This is a genomic window from Ruminococcus sp. HUN007 (assembly GCF_000712055.1).
Lineage (GTDB): Bacteria > Bacillota > Clostridia > Oscillospirales > Ruminococcaceae > HUN007.
In genome coordinates, this window is sequence record NZ_JOOA01000002.1 from 2,266,053 (window position 1) to 2,283,889 (window position 17,837).

Genomic DNA, 17,837 nt, shown 5'->3' on the forward strand with positions numbered 1-17,837 from the left:
ATGATGAACATAAACCTCATAGCAGTCGGTAAACTCAAGGAAGATTATCTTCGTGCAGCCTCTGCGGAATATTCCAAGAGGCTTCAGGCGTTCTGCACACTTAAGATCACTGAGATCGATGAATGCAGGCTGTCAGACCGTCCGTCCGGTACAGAAATAAAAAACGCCCTTGAGACCGAGGCAAAGAGCATCATGAAGCATGCGCGCGGATTCATTGTACCGATGTGTATTGAGGGCAGGCAGATAAAAAGCGAAGCTCTTTCGGAAAAATTCGAAAACATTGCACTTTCAGGATGCAGTGAGATCTCATTTATTATAGGAAGCTCGTACGGCTTGGCTGATTCGGTTAAGAATGCCGGTTCGTTCAGACTTTCCATGTCCGAAATGACATTTCCGCATCAGCTTGCAAGGATCATGCTTCTGGAACAGATCTACAGAGCTTTTATGATCCAGGCAGGAAAAAGTTATCATAAATAGTATCTTATCAGCACAGCCATAGACAACGACTGTGCATTTTTTGTATTCACCGGGAAAACGGGAAGAAGTCCTGCACGCTTCCACCCTCCGGAGTCCGCCGGATCAGGACTGCCGGTCTGATCAGTGTTTTCCTTAATTTAAAAAAGGGGTTATCGAGTATGAAAAAAACAAAAAGAATACTTTCACTTCTCCTGTCCGCAGCAGCCGGACTTTCGTTTGCCGGGGCACCGTACGGTCAGCCGGTATCTGCAGCGGACGTTTATACAGGGTACGATACGGCTCGTATCGACAGTCTTGTAAGTGAATTTGAAAAGATTCTTGAAAAGGAAAAAATAACTCCTGAAATGCCTGAATGCTATGACCGTATAATACATGAGGCGGATTACGCCTACTATCAGCTTGTTCTGTCCAAGGTGCAGTATTCAGAGGAACAGACCAGCGAAAATTTCAGTGAATACAGTGCAATGTCAGCAACATGCCGTTATGTGACCGGCAGGATAGCTGATGTGATGAGAAAGGCACTTGTCTCACCGCACGCGGAATACGTGATCACTTTAATGAATGAAGGGTATATCAGCGCAAATACCGATTTTAAAGTAAGAAAAGCCGAGGAAGACGATGAGATCCTTGACAAGAGAAATGCGCTTGTGCAGAAATACATCGAAACACTTTCCGGAACAGCGTCGGAGCGGGAAAAGGAACTTGCCTGTGCAGAGATATATCTTGATCTTGTAAAACATTACAACAGTCTCATCGTTACCGAAGGCTGCAGCTATATCGACTATGCGTATCAGCTGTACTACAGGGACTATTCACCGAAGGATATAGCAGTGCTCAATGATACAGCGGCAAACTGCCTCGGAGATGCCTACAGGAAACTTGTTGAACATGCGTCGCAGTCATACCGTAAAGATGCTGCCGAACAGGTCTTTGACGACAACTTCGATATAGTATCACAGTTTGCAAACCGGGTATCCGATGATCTGCGTGAATCTGCCGAGATGGTCACAGAACGCGATCTTTACAGAACAGGAACTCTGACGAACAGTGAAGCGGTTTCATATACCACCAAGCTCAATTACATCAGATCGGCTGTGATATATCAGTGTGTCAGGGGCGATACCAAGGATCTTGCTGTGACTACCCATGAATTCGGACATTTCAATGCGCTCAGACAGGATGAAACACCGTACCTGTATATACACGGCAGCAATCTGGATATTGCTGAGGTGCAGTCGCAGGGTCTTGAGGTACTGTATACGGATTTCTACGACTCCATATACGGCCTGAATGACGAATATTTCCGCATGAACGAGGCTGCTTCAATGCTTGTTGCAGTAGCGGGAGGATTTCAGGGCAATGAGTTCGAGAACTATGTTTTTGAACATGCTGACAGTATGACTCCGCAGGATGTTATTGACAAGTACAATGAACTGGCTGCGAAGTATCAGCTTTACAAAGTGCCGTTCTATCAGGTCTCGCATTTTTTCCAGATGCCGGGATATTATATAAGCTATGCTGTTTCAGCTCTTGCTGCTCTTGATCTCTGGAATGTAATGTACAGCGACTTTGACAAGGCAGCCGATATGTACACAAAAATCTCTCATGTTTCTATTTACGACGGGACCGGTTTCTCGAATGCGCTTGCTGAATCAGGATTTGACAATGTCCTGACAGAGGAATTCATGACCGGAAATCTGAATGATCTTGTTGACCGTCTTACCGACGGACTCGTTTACGGTGATGCTGACCGGAACGGAACGGTAGGTACAGCAGATCTTCTCTATCTCGTGGCAAGGATAATATCCGCGTCGCCGTGCAGCGAAGATGACCTTAAGAGCTGCGACCTGAGCGGCGACGGCACCGTGAATGCAAAAGATCTTCTGAAACTGAAGCGGATCATTGCATCGTAAGGTTTTCAACATGTTTTTTAACTTTTCAACAATACAGCATGTGGACAAATGTGAAAAACGTAAGTTTGCCGTCACTTAGAAAAATTACGGCCTGAAACCTTGATTATTCCGTGCGGATATGCTACAATTAAAATACTAGTGTAAAAATAAATCTTTTGAAAGCATAAAGGAGTTTTTCTGATGACCAACAGTTATGAAAGTCCGTTCTGCACACGTTATGCAAGTAAGGAAATGCAGTTCGTTTTTTCCGCAGACAAGAAATTCACTACCTGGAGAAAGCTCTGGGTCGCTCTTGCAAGAGCTGAAATGAAACTTGGTCTTCCTGTCACTGAAAAGCAGGTTGCGGAACTTGAGGCAAATATCGATAACATTGACTATGCGGCAGCAAAGGAACGTGAAAAGGTATGCCGCCACGATGTAATGTCACACGTTTATGCTTACGGTCTTGTATGTCCGGAAGCCAAGGGCATCATCCATCTCGGTGCTACTTCATGCTATGTAGGTGACAACACAGACGTTATCATCATGCGTGATGCTCTTGAAATAGTTCACAGAAAGCTTGTTACAGTAATTTCACAGCTTTCAAAGTTTGCTGATCAGTACAAGGATATGCCTGCTCTCGCATATACACATCTTCAGCCGGCACAGCTTACAACAGTAGGCAAGCGCGCAACTCTCTGGATCAATGAATTCCTCATGGATCTCGAAGAGATCGAATACAGAATAAAGAACTTAAAGCTTCTGGGCTCAAAGGGCACAACAGGTACCCAGGCTTCTTTCGTTGAACTTTTTGAAGGCGACAGTGAAAAAATCAAGAAGCTCGAGGCTATGATCGCTGAAGAAATGGGATTTGACGGCGTCGTTCCTGTTTCAGGTCAGACCTATTCAAGAAAGGTAGACTCACAGATAATCGCAACACTCAGCGGCCTTGCACAGTCTGCAAGCAAGTTCTCAAACGACATGCGTATCCTCCAGAGCTTTAAGGAAATGGAGGAACCGTTCGAAAAGGGACAGATCGGCTCGTCAGCTATGGCTTACAAGAGAAATCCTATGCGCTGCGAAAGAATAACTTCTCTTGCACGTTACCTTATAATAGACAGCTTAAACCCTGCATTCACAGCAGGTACACAGTGGTTCGAAAGAACACTCGATGACAGTGCAAACAAGAGAATTTCCGTTGCTGAAGGTTTCCTGGCAGCAGATGCTATCCTCAACATCCTCATCAACGTAACAAGTTCACTCGTTGTTTACCCTAAGATCATCCGCCGCAGAATTATGGCTGAACTTCCGTTCATGGCTACAGAAAATATCATGATGAATGCCGTTAAGAAGGGCGGAGACAGACAGGCTCTCCACGAAAGAATACGTGAATATTCAATGGTTGCCGGAAAGCATGTCAAGGAAGAAGGCCTTGAGAACGACCTCTGTGACATGATCCTTAAGGATGAAATGTTCATGATCACAAAGGAAGAACTTGACGCGATCCTTAAGCCTGAGAACTTCACAGGACGCAGTTCTGAACAGGTTACGGAATTTATCGAAACATGTGTAAAGCCTGTACTCGATGCACATTCAGATGAAACAGGCGAAACAGCAGAGATCAACGTCTGATTTTTGCCTGACAGTACAGACAGGTCACACGCGCTTGCGTCGGTGATCTTTAAATAATAAAAAAACGGAGGAAAAAAAGTGAAGAATATTAAAAAACCCGTTTTCTTTATTGTATTCCTGCTTATCATCGGATTTTCCTACACCGCTATCTTCGGTTTCAAATACCAGTACGGTGATATTGCAAAAACGTACATTAAAGATGTTTCGGGCATAAGACTCGGTATAGACATTCAGGGTGGTGTCGACGTAACTTTCACACCGGCTGACGGCTATGATGCCACAGAAGAACAGCTCGATTCCGTAAAGGAAGTAATGAAAGTCCGTCTTGCCTCACTCGGTATATCAGACAGCAACGTTTACGTTGACAACTCAAATGACCGTATAATAGTTCGTTTCCCATGGCAGTCATCCGAAACAGACTTCGATCCTGAAGCTGCTGTTAAGGAACTCGGCGGTACTGCAATGCTCACATTCCGTGAAGGAACAGATTCAACTACTGATGAAAACGGCGAGACCGTTCCGTCAGGTACACTCATCCTTAACGGTGATGACGTTGAAAGTGCAACAGCCATGTATCAGAAGAAAGAAGACGGCAACTACGAATACGTCGTTTCACTCAAGCTCGGTTCTGAAGGCGCTAAAAAGTTCTCTGACGCTACAGGCAGACTTTATCAGGACAAGGGCCAGATCTCAATCTGGATGGATAACAGCCTTATTTCTGCACCTGCTGTTCAGGCACACATCACAACAGGTGAAGCCATCATTTCAGGAAGCTTCGAGACATTTGAAGACGCCAAGGCTCTTGCAGACAAGATCAACTCAGGTGCTCTTCCGTTCTCACTTACAACATCAAGCTTCTCAACTATCTCACCTACACTCGGTTCAGGTGCTCTTAAGGCAATGATCCTCGGCGGTCTCATCGCTTTCGGCTTCATTGCTCTCTACATGATCATCCTCTACAGACTTCCGGGTTTTGTTGCCGTTATCGGTCTTATCGGTCAGGTAACATTCACTCTGGCAGCTATTTCAGGTTACTTCAGCTTCATGAACAGCTCAACACTTACTATCCCTGGTATTGCAGGTATCATCCTTTCCATCGGTATGGGCGTTGACGCTAACATCATCACAGCTGAACGTATAAAGGAAGAACTCCGCAGCGGCAAAAGACTCAATACTGCTCTTGAATCAGGTTACAAGAGAGCTTTCTCCGCTATCTTCGACGGAAACCTCACACTCATCCTTATCGCGATTATCCTCATGGGTGCTTTCGGTGTTCCGGACAGCCTCTTTGCAAAAATGCTCAGCTTCATATTCAGATGGTTCGGTACAACTACTGAAGGTACCATCTATTCATTCGGCTTCACTCTTACTGTCGGTGCTATCCTTAACTTCGTTATGGGTGTATGGGCTTCAAGACTCATGCTCGGCTCACTTTCAAAGTTCAGCATCTTCAAGAACAGAAAGCTTTACGGAGGTCCTGAAAAATGAGTAAGACACAAAAATCACCTAATGCCGGAACAGGTGCAGATATCAAACGCCTTAATTTTACCGGACACAGAAAGATATTCTACGCTATCTCACTCGTGCTCATCGCGATAGCCGTTGTGGTTACATTCCTCGGCGTTGACGTTGCCATCGAGTTCAAGGGCGGTACAATGATCACATACTCATTTGCAGGCGAAATTAATGATGCAGATGCAGAAAAGAAGGTCGAGGAACTCACCGGTGCGAACGTAACTGTTCAGCAGGGTGAAATGTTCCAGAGCGACAGAAAGAAGCTTTCAATCTCATTCGTTTCAAATGAAGGTTTTACTGCTGAAAAGCAGACAGCACTTACTTCTTCTCTTCAGGAAGCATACAAGGACAACGACCTTCAGATCCTTGACTCAACAGACGTTGCAGCTTCATCAGGACGCAACTTTTTCATCAAGTGTATCGTAGCCGTTATCTTCTCAGCTATAGTTCTCATCATCTACATCTCACTCCGATTCAAGAGAATGAGCGGATGGTCATCAGGTATATGTGCAGTTCTTGCACTTCTTCACGATATTATCGCTACATACGCTGCTTTCGTTCTCATGGGATTCCAGATCAACTCAAACTTCATCGCCGTTGTTCTTACCATCCTCGGCAGCTCCATCAACGATACAATCGTTGTTTACGACAGAATCAGAGAAAACAGAAAGCTCATGCCGTCAGTAGAGATCCACGATCTTGTTAATATAAGCACAACACAGTCAATGACACGTTCATTCAGAACAACGATCACAACAGTTGCTACAATGATTATCATTTCGATCGTTGCTTACATGCGCGGCGTAACATCGATCCTCAGCTTCTCCATCCCGATAAGCGTAGGTATGATCGTTGGTACCTATTCATCCCTCTGCCTCGCGCCAAGCCTCTGGGTTTCAATGCAGAAGGCAAAGAAGAGTGCATAAGATTTTTATTAAGTATAACACAAAAAAGGCAGGCCGAACGGCCTGCCTTTTTTGATAATGCGCCGCCGGCGCACGTTTTTATTTCATATCAGCTCTGTAAGCGTTTTTACGAAGCTCTGCATGATCGAGAGATCAGTTAATGCATCACCGGTTTCAAGCGAATGGTTTGCATTTTCGTAGGTGTAGAGCTTATAGTCGTTTCCGAGAGTTTTCATGTATTCGTTTGTGACTGATGAGTCGAGCCACGGATCTGCAAGGCCGTGGAATATGGCACCTTTGCATCCGCCGAGAAGTTTCAGGGTGTCCTCTACCGGTGTCATGGATATGTGGTAAACATCATTCAGTTTATGAGCGGATGTGTATTCGGCGGCGAGAACGGAACCGAGACTTTTGCCGGCGAAAACGACTTTTTCATATCCCGAAAAATCTGTTCCTTCAAGCTCTGCCCACACCTGATCGTGTGCCATTCCGTATGCACGGCTCATTGATTCTCTGTCGCCGCGTGTAACGTGCGGAAGATCTGTGTATCTGACCTCTTTTATCTCATATCCGGCTGCCTTCAGTACCTTTTTGGTGTAGTAAAACAGCGGTTTGTCCGAGTGGTATCCTATTCCCGGGAACAGTACTGCAAGTTTCATTCTGATTCATTCCTTTACTTTAATTTGTAATATATTATAGCACAGAATGGATATTACTACAAGCTAAATAAGAAAATGGTCAGATAATTAGAGTGATTTATGTTGAAAAATATCATTTTTAATATTATAATAAATACATTGAAGATGGTATTAAAGTGCTTTGATTTCACGACAAATCATATATCTGTTAAGTAACTCATTGCGGGAGCATTATAAAGTGAATAAGAATATAATTATCAAACTCATAAATGATTTTATTTCTGCTGAAATGTCTGATGAAAATATATTGAAATTTAGAAATGAGTATGACAATCTGATGGATAATAGCAGAGAATCATTATTTTTAGAGTTAGGTACTGATCAATACAATATATTGGATGATATATATATGTTACTCGAGATGTATGAAGAAGACGATATGATCAGAAAGAACGATAAACATTGTATTAACAAAGAGACTTTATATTCACATGTTTTAGATAAGTATCAGGAGTTTTGTGGATTTTAAGGCGATTAGGGGAGATTACTATGGATTATTTTATAGAAACAAACGAACTTACAAAAAACTACAGGGGCAAAACCGCTGTGGATAAGGTTTCGCTTCATGTGAAAAAGGGCGAAATATACGGCCTTATCGGCAAAAACGGTGCCGGAAAGACCACGTGCATGAAAATGCTGGCCGGACTTGTACGCCCTGACGGCGGTGATATAATCAAACACCCCGGCAAAGGCAGTATACTTAAAACGGGCTGCCTTATTGAAAATCCGGGTCTTTACTACGACATGACAGCAGCCGGGAACCTTAAGTGCAAGTGCCTGCTCGAAGGATGCTGGAGTAAGGAGTATGCCGATTCGCTGCTCCGGTTTGCCGACATTGCAGACACCGGAAAAAAGAAGGCCAGTCAGTTTTCACTCGGAATGAAGCAGAGACTCGGTATCGCCATGGCTCTGGCCGGAGACCCTGAGTTTCTCATACTCGACGAACCGATAAACGGACTCGATCCGCAGGGAATACTGCAGATGCGTAATCTTTTTACAAAGCTCCGTGACGAGAAAAAAGTGACTATCATGATATCGAGCCACATATTAAGCGAGCTTGACAAGGTGGCCGATACGGTCGGTATAATCAATAACGGAAAGCTCATCAGAGAGGTGGACGAGGAGCTCCTCAGACTCGGTGCCTGTCTCGAAATAACCACACCGGATGCAGAAAAGGCAGCCGAAGCGTTAAGGAAATCCTTCAGCAATGAAATAAAGACGGCCGGTGACCGGACAATACAGGTGTTCGGAGCGGAAACCGAGGACGAGGTCATCGCGATAAATAAATGCGTGGCTGAAAGCGCGGGACTTATCGGATCGAAACGAACCGGTTCCGATCTTGAATCGGTTTATATTGATATTATGGATGAAAACGGGGTGAAGACAGATGACGGGATTAATTAAAATGTATCTGTACAGGATGTCACGTTCGGTCGGACTTGTGATATCTCTGTTCCTTTGCTGCCTGTGCGTGTTCCTCCCCGCAATCGAGCAGAAGATACCGATACTCAGTATGTTTATTGAAAATAATACGATTACAGTTTCATCTGCAGCACTGCACGTTCTCTCTCAGGGTTTGCCGTGTGCAGTCTGCGCGATATATCTTTCCGCATTGTTCTCGGCCGACCATGCCAACGGATTTATCAAGAATATAATTCCGTCCGTTAGAAGAAAGAGCGCCATCTTCTTTGCACGTACAGCGGTCACATTACTGTTCTTTACGGTCATATATCTGCTTGTATGTACTCTTTCATATCTCTTCTACGGAGTAATAAAAGGACGACCTGTCGGTCTTGACGCCGTTTATATTAAAATGTTTATCCTTGTTTATTTTATGTCGGTGGCATTTCTTATGCTCATAAACACCATGACGATCTTTACAAGGGGAATGGTCATGTCAGTAATATTTGCCATCTCGTCCATGACAGGTTTCACGACAGTTCCGGTGGCAGTAGGCGAAGCGGTAGTCTTCATGTCTGATCCGAGACACGAAGCCGTCGCCTATACCTATCTCGTTTCATACATGATGAAGAGCATCCCGGATGAATTTAACACCGCCAGAGCACTCGGCATGAGCGCGGTGTACATCATCGTTTCTGTGGCAGCAAGCCTGTTTGTACTTAACATGAGGGATGAGAAATAAAAAAACCGCCTTGTCATACAGGGCGGTTTTATGTTATAATTATATGAAAAGACAAAATAAAGGAGCCTGAATCATCAATGACAGCTGGGTCATCAACTGCCTGCCTTTATCCGGAACTGCTTGAAGAAGCACTGGCTGAACTCGTGAACAACGGTATAAAAACTACCGAAATATTTGTAAATACGCACTGTGAAGTCGCTCCGGAGTTTACTGAAATACTTGGAAGTATCCTTTCGCAGAGCGGGGCTGAATGCATTGCATATCATCCGTATACCTGTCCGATCGAACCAATGATGTTCTTTTCCGGTTACAGCCGCCGTGTGAAGGATATGCTCGATTACCATAAATATTATTTCGAAGCTATGAACCGCCTTGGAGCACGCATCTTCGTTCTTCACGGAAATATGAACGTAGTTGCGGTAGATGAGGATTTCTATTTTGAGATCTTTTCCGAGCTTGCCGCTGCAGCAGCGCCTTACGGCATAACCGTTGCACAGGAAAACGTAGCCCGGTGCCAGAGTCACAGCCTCGATTTTCTGAGAAATATGTCTGAAACGCTTGGCGACAGCGCGAAGTTCGTGCTCGATATCAAGCAGGCAGTACGTTCACAGGAGGATCCGTTCGAGATAGTAAGGACTCTTGGAAATAAAATAATTCACGTTCACATGAGCGACAACGATTCTGCATCCGACTGTCTTGCTCCCGGATCAGGCTCATTTGACATATACGGACTCCTGAAGGAGCTGTATCTCAGAGGATTTGACGGTGCGGTTATCACGGAACTTTACAGAAAAAACTTCGGCAGTGTTTCCGATCTTGTTGAAAGCTGCCGTTACATAGAAAATATCATAAACCGAATAGAAAGCGAGATAATCAGACCATGAAATGCCCATACTGCGGATGCGCGGATACCAAAGTCCTCGACTCCCGTTCACTTGAAAAGAAAAAAAGAAGAAGACGTGAGTGCCCGAGCTGTTTAAAAAGGTTTACAACATATGAGATCCTCGACACACCGCTTCTTATGGTTAAAAAGAAGGACGGATCCTTCGAGCCGTTTGACAAGAACAAGCTTATCAAGGGCATCTACAGCGCAATCAAGAAACGCCCGGTAAGCGTTGAAGATGTCACAAAGATCGTAAGCGACATAGAGACATCGTTTGCCAACGACATGAAGAATCAGATCACCACGACCGAAATAGGCGACATCGTCCTCGAAAAGATGAAGGACCTTGACGCAATAGCCTACATCAGGTTTGCATCGGTTTACAAGGAGTTTACCGACAAGGAAAGTTTCATAAAGATAATTTCAGAACTTGATACGAAGTAAAAAGGTTACTGCCGCAAAAGTGGTCTCTTTTGATTTGATTCGGCCGAATAAGCGGTGCAAAAAGACAATGTTTCACAATTTATTTCATCAAAATTATCGATAATCTGTATTTTTCGATGAATTTAAAATTAATTCAAATTTCTATGGATTTTCTGTGAAATTTATGCTATTATATTTCTATAAATTATTATATAGAAACACCGGATAAAAGGTGATTTCGTAAAAAATAATAATTGGGTAAAACAAAATATAGGAGGTACGTAGTATGGACGGTATTTATAATTCACTTCAGATGGAAGACATTACAGATCAGTATGATCCGGCAGAGATGGAACAGCAGAAAGGTATGGCTATTGTAGCGTTCCTTTTTTGAAATTCTGTTTTTCCTTCCGGTAATGTCAAACAAGGATTCAGCTTACGCAAAGACGGTTGCAAACCAGGCACTTACTATTGCAGCAGCTAATATTGTAACAAATATCCTTAAGTTAATCGTTGCTAAGATCCCGATTCTCGGTGGTATCTTAGGTCTTGTTTTATCACTTGTTACACTTGCGCTTGTTGTTCTTTGTGTCCTCAAGATCGTTGATGCTGTAAACGGCAAGATGAGAAAAATGCCATTCGGTTTCGAGATCAGCGCATTCAAGTGATTTGATATCATACAATTAAAATCGAAAACAACAGGCGGTCGGCTCAGGCCGCCTGTTTTGATGTTATAAAGGGAATTTTTACTGCCGGCTGTGCCAGGCTGTTTTTGTCGTCTGTTTCTGATCAGAGACTTCGGCAGACAGATGCACATGGCAGTATAATATATCAATGTAAAGGAGTTCGTCATGAACGAAGCAAGACTTATAAACTTTAACGGAACACCGTGTGTTGAGCTTACAGCAGGCGGTTACACAGCGCTCATCGCTTACGAGATCGGCTGTAATGTTATCAGACTCAGAAACACTGAACATTCAGTTGAATTTTTCAGATTCAATGCGGAAAATCCGGCTGAGACAATAATCAACTCACCTGAAGTATGGGGAATGCCTACTCTTTATTTTCCGAACAGACTTGCTGACGGTGTTCTTAAGACATCCGACGCTGAATATCACTGGCCGGTGAATGAAAAGAATCACTACAACAACCACATCCACGGCTTCCTCCACAAGAGAGTACACTCCGTTGAGGAATACAGTGCTGATGAGAACAGTGCATGGGTAAAGACAAAGTTCGTTTTCGACAGAAACGATGAGTTCTACCAGTACTTCCCGGTTGACTTCACAGCTGAATACACATTCACTCTTTCAGCTGACGGACTTAAGCAGGATATTAAGTTTACAAACAACTCTGAAAAGGTGCTTCCGATATCCATCGGTTCACACACAGCTATGCAGGCTCCGTTTGTTGACGGTGCAAAGCTTGCCGACATTCGTCTTCAGGTGCCGGCCATGATGCGCTGCGAACTCAACGAAAGATGCCTTCCTACAGAAGATCTTCTTGATCTTTCCGACTGGGATAAGGAATACGTCGACGGAACAAAGGTGCCGGTACTCCAGAACCTCGACAACGACATGTATGCGGCGGGCAGACTCGAGCTTGACGGAAAGCCGTTCAGCGGCATCATCGCCGAGGACCGTGCAAGCGGCATTAAGATCTGCTACGAAGTTTCCGAAGAATACCGCTTCTGGATCATCTGGAACGACCAGGGCTTCAACGGCTACTTCTGTCCGGAACCGATGACAGCAATGATCAACGCTCCGAACCTTTCACTCTCACCTTCCGTAAGCGGTTACAGAGAGATAATCAAGGGCCAGACATTCGAGTGTTCACAGCATTTCTTTGTTGCTCTCTGATAAGGTTTTACCGTAAACTGTAAATGATTCATATAGTGCAGGTCTTAAAATATCCGACTTGCACTATATTTTATTAAATCACTTGAAAAACAATAGAAAATATGATATAATCACTTTAACCGTTTTGATAAGTTTCACAAAACACAAAATGAAATAAAATATAATAAAAAAGGAGTTTTCTTATGAAATTCGGATTTTTCGATGACGCAAAAAGAGAATACGTTATCAATTCTCCAAGAACACCTTATCCGTGGATCAACTACCTCGGAACACAGGGATTCTTCTCACTGATCTCAAATACTGCAGGCGGCTACAGCTTCTACAAGGATGCCCGTCTCAGAAGAATAACAAGATACCGTTACAACAATGTCCCGATCGACATGGGCGGACGTTATTTCTATATCAACGACAACGGTACAGTATGGAATCCTGGCTGGTCACCTGTAAAGACAGAACTCGATTCATATGAATGCCGTCACGGTATGGGCTACACTGTTATCACAGGTAAGAAGAATGACCTTAAGGCTGAAGTTACTTTCTTCGTACCACAGAACTACGACGGTGAAGTTCAGCAGGTAGTTCTCACAAACGAAGGCTCTGCTGCAAAGTCATTCAAGCTCTTCTCATTTGCTGAATGGTGCTTATGGGATGCTCAGGACGACTGCACAAACTTCCAGAGAAACTTCTCAACAGGCCGTGTTGAAGTAGACGGCTCAGTTATCTACCACAAGACAGAATACAGAGACAGACGTGACCACTATGCTTTCTACTCAGTAAATGACAGCATTGACGGTTACGATACAGACCGTGACTCATTCATCGGTCTCTACAACGGATTTAACAATCCTGAAGCAGTTATGGCAGGCAAGGCTACAGATTCATTCGCTGACGGCTGGTCACCAATCGCTTCACACTACAAGGAGATCACTCTCGCTCCTGGCGAAAGCAAGACTCTTATCTTCATCCTTGGCTACGTTGAAATGCCAGCAGACCAGAAGTTTGAAGCTGACGGCAAGACAATCAACAAGGTAAAGGCAAAGGCTATGATTGAAAAGTTCAGCACACCTGAAAAGGTTGCTGCAGGACTTGCAGAACTCAAGTCTACATGGGATGCACTCCTCGGAATCCTCAACGTAAATACTCCTGACGACAAGGTTGACCGTATGGTAAACATCTGGAACCAGTATCAGTGTATGGTTACATTCAACCTTTCACGTTCAGCTTCATACTTTGAATCAGGTATCGGCCGTGGTATGGGATTCAGAGATTCAAACCAGGATATCCTTGGTTTCGTTCACCAGATCCCGGACCGTGCAAGGGAAAGAATCATCGACATCGCTTCAACACAGCTTCCTGACGGCGGATGCTATCACCAGTATCAGCCTCTTACAAAGAAGGGCAACTCAGACATCGGCGGCGACTTCTCAGACGATCCGCTCTGGATGATCCTTTCAGTATCAGCATACATCAAGGAAACAGGCGACTGGAGCATCCTCGATGAAATGGTACCTTACGACAACGACGCATCAAAGGCTAAGCCGATGCTCGACCACCTCAAGGTTTCATTCTACCACATCGTAGAAAACCTCGGCCCTCACGGACTCCCGCTCGCAATGCGTGCTGACTGGAACGACTGTATCAACCTCTCATGCTACTCAGACACACCGGGCGAAAGCTTCCAGACATACACAAACCCTAAGTTTGCAGCTGAAGGCGGCTACTCAAAGGTAGCTGAATCAGTAATGGTTGCAACACTCTTCACATACACAGGCCCTAACTACGTTGCTATCCTCAAGCACCTCGGAAAGAACGACGAAGCTGCTGCAGCTCAGGCAGAGATCGACAAGATGAAGAAGAACATCATGGAATCTGCATGGGACGGCAACTGGTTCCTCAGAGCATACGACGCAAACGGAAAGAAGATGGGTTCAAAGGAATGTGAAGAAGGCCAGATCTTCATCGAACCACAGGGCTTCGCAATTATGTCCGAGATCGGTAAGGATCAGGGCGCTGACAAGAAGACTCTTGCAGCTATCGACGAAAGACTCAACACAAAGTTCGGTCTCGTACTCAACAACCCTGCATTCACAAAGTACTACATCGAATACGGCGAAATTTCAACATATCCGGGCGGATACAAGGAAAATGCCGGTATCTTCACACATAACAACGCATGGATCATCTGTGCTGCTGCATACGCAGGCGAAGGTGATCAGGCATTCAAGTACTATTCAGAGATCGCTCCTGCATTCACTGAAGAAACTTCAGATATCCACAAGACTGAACCATACGTTTACGGACAGATGGTCGGCGGTAAGGACGCAGGCGCAGACATCGGCAGACCAGGCAAGAACTTCGGCCAGGGCAAGAACTCATGGCTTACAGGTACAGCTGCATGGAACATGGTAGCTATCTCACAGTACATCCTCGGTGTACAGCCTGACTTCGACGGTCTCAGAATCGATCCTTCCATCCCTGCTGCATGGGACGGCTTCAAGGTTACAAGAAAGTACCGCGGCGCTGAATACGCTGTAACTATCAAGAACCCTTCACACGTTTGCAAGGGCGTTAAGAGCGTTACTGTAGACGGCAAGGCTGTTGAAGGCAACATTCTCCCTGTATTTGACGGCGGCGTTCACAACGTTGAAGTTATAATGGGTTAATAAACTGCGTTGATTTAATCCCCACCCCCCTGCCCCCCTCCCGGAGGGAGGGGGGGAGACGGAGCGTTCACCCGTTCAGAAGATGGGGCGTTCATACTCTTTGGAGTATGAGGAAAATAAAACTCGGTTGGTTTTTAATTAAAATAGAAAAATTTCCCGGAATGGTTTATGACTGTTCCGGGAAATTTTTTTGCTTTTTAGATGTAAATAAAAGGAAATGAAATGTTAAAATATAACAGAAAAATGGAAACTGTTAGGAGAAAAAATACCTCTTAGGGCGAAACTATTACCTCTTAGGGCGAAACTATTGAAATTCACTTCCCAATGCTTTATACTGATATATGTGATCAGGAAGTAAAAAAATACATTACCCAAAGACAAAATGTAACGAATATTCTGGTCGGCACAAGGAAAATTAACTGGCAGGATGTGAACAGAATGATAAAAATCAAAGTTGGTCTGATAGACGATGACAAAATTTATCTTGAACGCTTTACAAGGTTGATGAGTGAAAAACACGGCAGTCAGATAGAGCTCTTTTCATTTACCGATCCGGAGAAAGTTTCTGATTCGGTACAGAAAAACGGAATAAATGTTCTGGTTGCCTCCGGAGACAGTTTCACGTGTGCGGATGATCTTTCCGGTCAGTGCGGATTTGCTTATTTCACGGAATCGGCTGAGATCGATACGATAGACGGAAGAAAAACGATATTTCGTTATCAGAATTCCGACGGTCTCTACAGAGCGCTTCTGGGGCTTTATTCCGAAAAGGTAAAGGACGGCGTAAGCTACCGTGCCGGTGCGGAGAGAGCGAAAATAAGTCTTTTCGTTCCTGAGTGTGAAGGTGCGGGCGCTTCCACGGCAGCGGCGGCAATGGCCGAGTACAGCGCTTCAGAGGGAAAGAAAACACTGTTTCTGAATCTCAGACAGTTCGGAGGTACCGAGGAGCTGTTTACAGCACCGGGTGAAACGAGTTTTACCGATGTCATCTTCGCCCTGAAAAGCAGAAAGGCAAATATCATGAAGCTCGAAAGCATTGTAAGAAAGAGCGCTGAAGGAGTTTTCTTCTTCGGGAACTGCCGTAACCCGCTTGACAGCACCGAGCTGAGCCGCGAGGAACTTTCCTCCCTGATAGATACGCTCGAAGGCAGCTGCGGCTATGACAGAATAGTGATAGTAAGCGACTTCTTCCTTTCAGAAAAGCTTTCACTGCTGCTTGGCAGAGCTGATGACGTGATAATCGTTTCGGGAGACACACCGCTTTCAGAACAGAGAATACTTCAGAAACGGGCGGTTATCGACGGACTTGAAAAACGCGAAATGAGCGGACTGAAGGAAAAGATCAGAATACTGTTCAACAAGTCGGCAAAAACTCTTCAGCTCGGCATACCGGTCATGGGAGTTATTCCTGATACGGGAAGCGGAAGAACGCGTGATATAGTAAAGCGTATGACTGACACCGGCGTGTTCCGGTGCTTGTGCAGAGAGGAGGCACCTGTATGACGGCTGTCAGCAAAAGCACCGACCTTCAGGAACTTGAAAAGGAACTTAAGGCTTACGTCAGGGAGCACTTCGTTCTTACCGATCTTTCCGACGAGGAGCTTTTTGAAAAGGTGAAGGAACTGGTGATGAAACGCACCGCCGATATCGCTCTTACGGTAAGCGGCATGGTGAGCCTTACGGAAAGCGTGTACAGCTCAATCAGAGGCTTCGGCATCCTCGACATGATAATGAAGGATGATACGGTAACCGAGGTCATGATAAACGGCTGTGACAGCATCTGGATCGAAAAGAAAGGCCGTCTGCAGAAACTCCCCAGGAGTTTCGAAAGCGAAGCGGTCCTGGAGGATACCATACAGCGTATAGTTTCCAGAGCGGGACGTGAAGTCAATCAGGCAAATCCGATAGTGGACACAAGGCTTCCGGACGGCTCCCGAGTAAACGTCGTACTTCCTCCGGTATCGGTCGACGGTCCTGTGGTTACCATCAGAAAATTCTCGGTAAACCATATGACCATGGAAACTCTTATCGGGCTTGGATCACTGACTGCAGAGGTCGCAGATGTGCTCAGACAGTTTGTCCGGGCCGGCTACAACATCTTCATAAGCGGCGGTACGGGATCGGGGAAAACCACCTTTCTCAATGCTCTTTCCGATTACATTCCCGCCGGTGAACGTGTTATAACCATCGAGGATTCTGCAGAACTGCAGATCACCGGAGTTGAGAATCTGGTCAGGCTGGAAACGAGAAATGCAAACACTTCCGGTTCCGGCGAGATCCAGATACGCGACCTGATAAAATCCTCGCTCAGAATGAGACCCGAGAGGATAATCGTCGGCGAGGTACGAGGTGCGGAGGCGCTGGACATGCTGACAGCAATGAACACGGGCCACGACGGATCACTTTCCACGGGACACGCCAACTCGGCTGCGGATATGCTCACCCGACTTGAGACCATGGTCCTTTCCGGCACGGAGCTTCCGCTGCCTGCGATACGAAACCAGATAGCCTCTGCTATCGATATCGTGGTACATCTTTCGAGAATGAGGGATCATACGCGAAAGGTCACTGAAATATCTGAACTTACAGGCGTAAAGGACGGAATGATAACCGTTAATCCGCTGTATGTTTTTGAGGAGGATGAGAAAAGCACACTGAATGAAGTGCACGGTTCCTTAAAAAGAACGGAAAATGCATTTGAATCATATGAAAAGCTTCGCCGAAGCGGTATAAACATGGAGGTATAG

Annotated in this window: 16 protein-coding genes; 15 read left to right on the forward strand and 1 reads right to left on the reverse strand. The window is 45.1% G+C overall.

Annotated elements, in window-relative coordinates; translation table 11 throughout:
- From rlmH to secF, 5 genes are all read left to right on the forward strand, one after another.
- Positions 1-477 (forward strand): 23S rRNA (pseudouridine(1915)-N(3))-methyltransferase RlmH, encoded by a 477-nt coding sequence (rlmH, locus tag CC97_RS14155; protein WP_044975649.1) that lies wholly within the window; start codon positions 1-3, stop codon positions 475-477.
- Between the two features lie 158 nt (positions 478-635).
- Positions 636-2,390, forward strand: a complete 1,755-nt coding sequence (locus tag CC97_RS14160) for a dockerin type I domain-containing protein (protein WP_044975651.1) — start codon at positions 636-638, stop codon at positions 2,388-2,390.
- Between the two features lie 180 nt (positions 2,391-2,570).
- Positions 2,571-4,001 (forward strand): adenylosuccinate lyase, encoded by a 1,431-nt coding sequence (gene purB, locus CC97_RS14165; RefSeq protein ID WP_044975653.1) that lies wholly within the window; start codon positions 2,571-2,573, stop codon positions 3,999-4,001.
- Between the two features lie 78 nt (positions 4,002-4,079).
- Entirely contained in the window at positions 4,080-5,489 is a 1,410-nt protein-coding gene (locus CC97_RS14170; RefSeq protein WP_044975655.1) for a SecD/SecF family protein translocase subunit, read from the forward strand.
- Complete coding sequence (secF, locus tag CC97_RS14175; protein ID WP_044975656.1) at positions 5,486-6,442, forward strand: protein translocase subunit SecF; 957 nt, start codon at positions 5,486-5,488, stop codon at positions 6,440-6,442. The genes CC97_RS14170 and secF overlap by 4 nt, the downstream gene beginning before the upstream one ends.
- A gap of 83 nt (positions 6,443-6,525) precedes the next feature.
- Here the strand turns inward: secF and CC97_RS14180 are convergent, their stop codons facing one another.
- Positions 6,526-7,080, reverse strand: coding sequence for an alpha/beta hydrolase (locus tag CC97_RS14180; protein WP_049962928.1), 555 nt, complete (start codon positions 7,078-7,080; stop codon positions 6,526-6,528).
- A 217-nt stretch (positions 7,081-7,297) separates the two neighbouring features.
- Here CC97_RS14180 and CC97_RS14185 point away from each other — a divergent pair, with 217 nt between their 5' ends.
- From CC97_RS14185 to CC97_RS14230, 10 genes are all read left to right on the forward strand, one after another.
- Positions 7,298-7,588: a hypothetical protein gene (locus tag CC97_RS14185; protein WP_044975658.1), complete on the forward strand. Its 291-nt coding sequence runs from the start codon at positions 7,298-7,300 to the stop codon at positions 7,586-7,588.
- A gap of 20 nt (positions 7,589-7,608) precedes the next feature.
- Positions 7,609-8,523 carry an ATP-binding cassette domain-containing protein gene (locus tag CC97_RS14190; protein ID WP_044975660.1) on the forward strand — a complete coding sequence of 305 codons (915 nt, stop codon included), beginning with the start codon at positions 7,609-7,611 and terminating at the stop codon, positions 8,521-8,523.
- On the forward strand, positions 8,507-9,262 hold the full coding sequence (locus CC97_RS14195; RefSeq protein WP_156036920.1) for a hypothetical protein: 756 nt from the start codon (positions 8,507-8,509) through the stop codon (positions 9,260-9,262). The genes CC97_RS14190 and CC97_RS14195 overlap by 17 nt, the downstream gene beginning before the upstream one ends.
- A gap of 77 nt (positions 9,263-9,339) precedes the next feature.
- Complete coding sequence (locus CC97_RS14200; RefSeq protein ID WP_044975664.1) at positions 9,340-10,146, forward strand: sugar phosphate isomerase/epimerase; 807 nt, start codon at positions 9,340-9,342, stop codon at positions 10,144-10,146.
- Positions 10,143-10,589: a transcriptional regulator NrdR gene (nrdR, locus tag CC97_RS14205; protein WP_044975666.1), complete on the forward strand. Its 447-nt coding sequence runs from the start codon at positions 10,143-10,145 to the stop codon at positions 10,587-10,589. Before CC97_RS14200 ends, nrdR begins: the two co-directional genes overlap by 4 nt.
- A 395-nt stretch (positions 10,590-10,984) precedes the next feature.
- A complete protein-coding gene (locus tag CC97_RS14210) occupies positions 10,985-11,236 on the forward strand; it encodes a hypothetical protein (RefSeq protein ID WP_044975667.1) in 252 nt (83 codons plus the stop codon).
- 183 nt (positions 11,237-11,419) lie between these two features.
- Positions 11,420-12,427 (forward strand): aldose 1-epimerase, encoded by a 1,008-nt coding sequence (locus CC97_RS14215; RefSeq protein ID WP_044975669.1) that lies wholly within the window; start codon positions 11,420-11,422, stop codon positions 12,425-12,427.
- A gap of 182 nt (positions 12,428-12,609) precedes the next feature.
- A complete protein-coding gene (locus CC97_RS14220; protein WP_044975670.1) occupies positions 12,610-15,090 on the forward strand; it encodes a glycosyl transferase in 2,481 nt (826 codons plus the stop codon).
- A 438-nt stretch (positions 15,091-15,528) separates the two neighbouring features.
- On the forward strand, positions 15,529-16,593 hold the full coding sequence (locus CC97_RS14225) for a hypothetical protein (protein WP_044975672.1): 1,065 nt from the start codon (positions 15,529-15,531) through the stop codon (positions 16,591-16,593).
- The gene (locus tag CC97_RS14230; RefSeq protein WP_044975674.1) at positions 16,590-17,837 is read left to right on the forward strand and encodes a CpaF family protein; all 1,248 of its coding nucleotides are present in this window, start codon (positions 16,590-16,592) and stop codon (positions 17,835-17,837) included. The genes CC97_RS14225 and CC97_RS14230 overlap by 4 nt, the downstream gene beginning before the upstream one ends.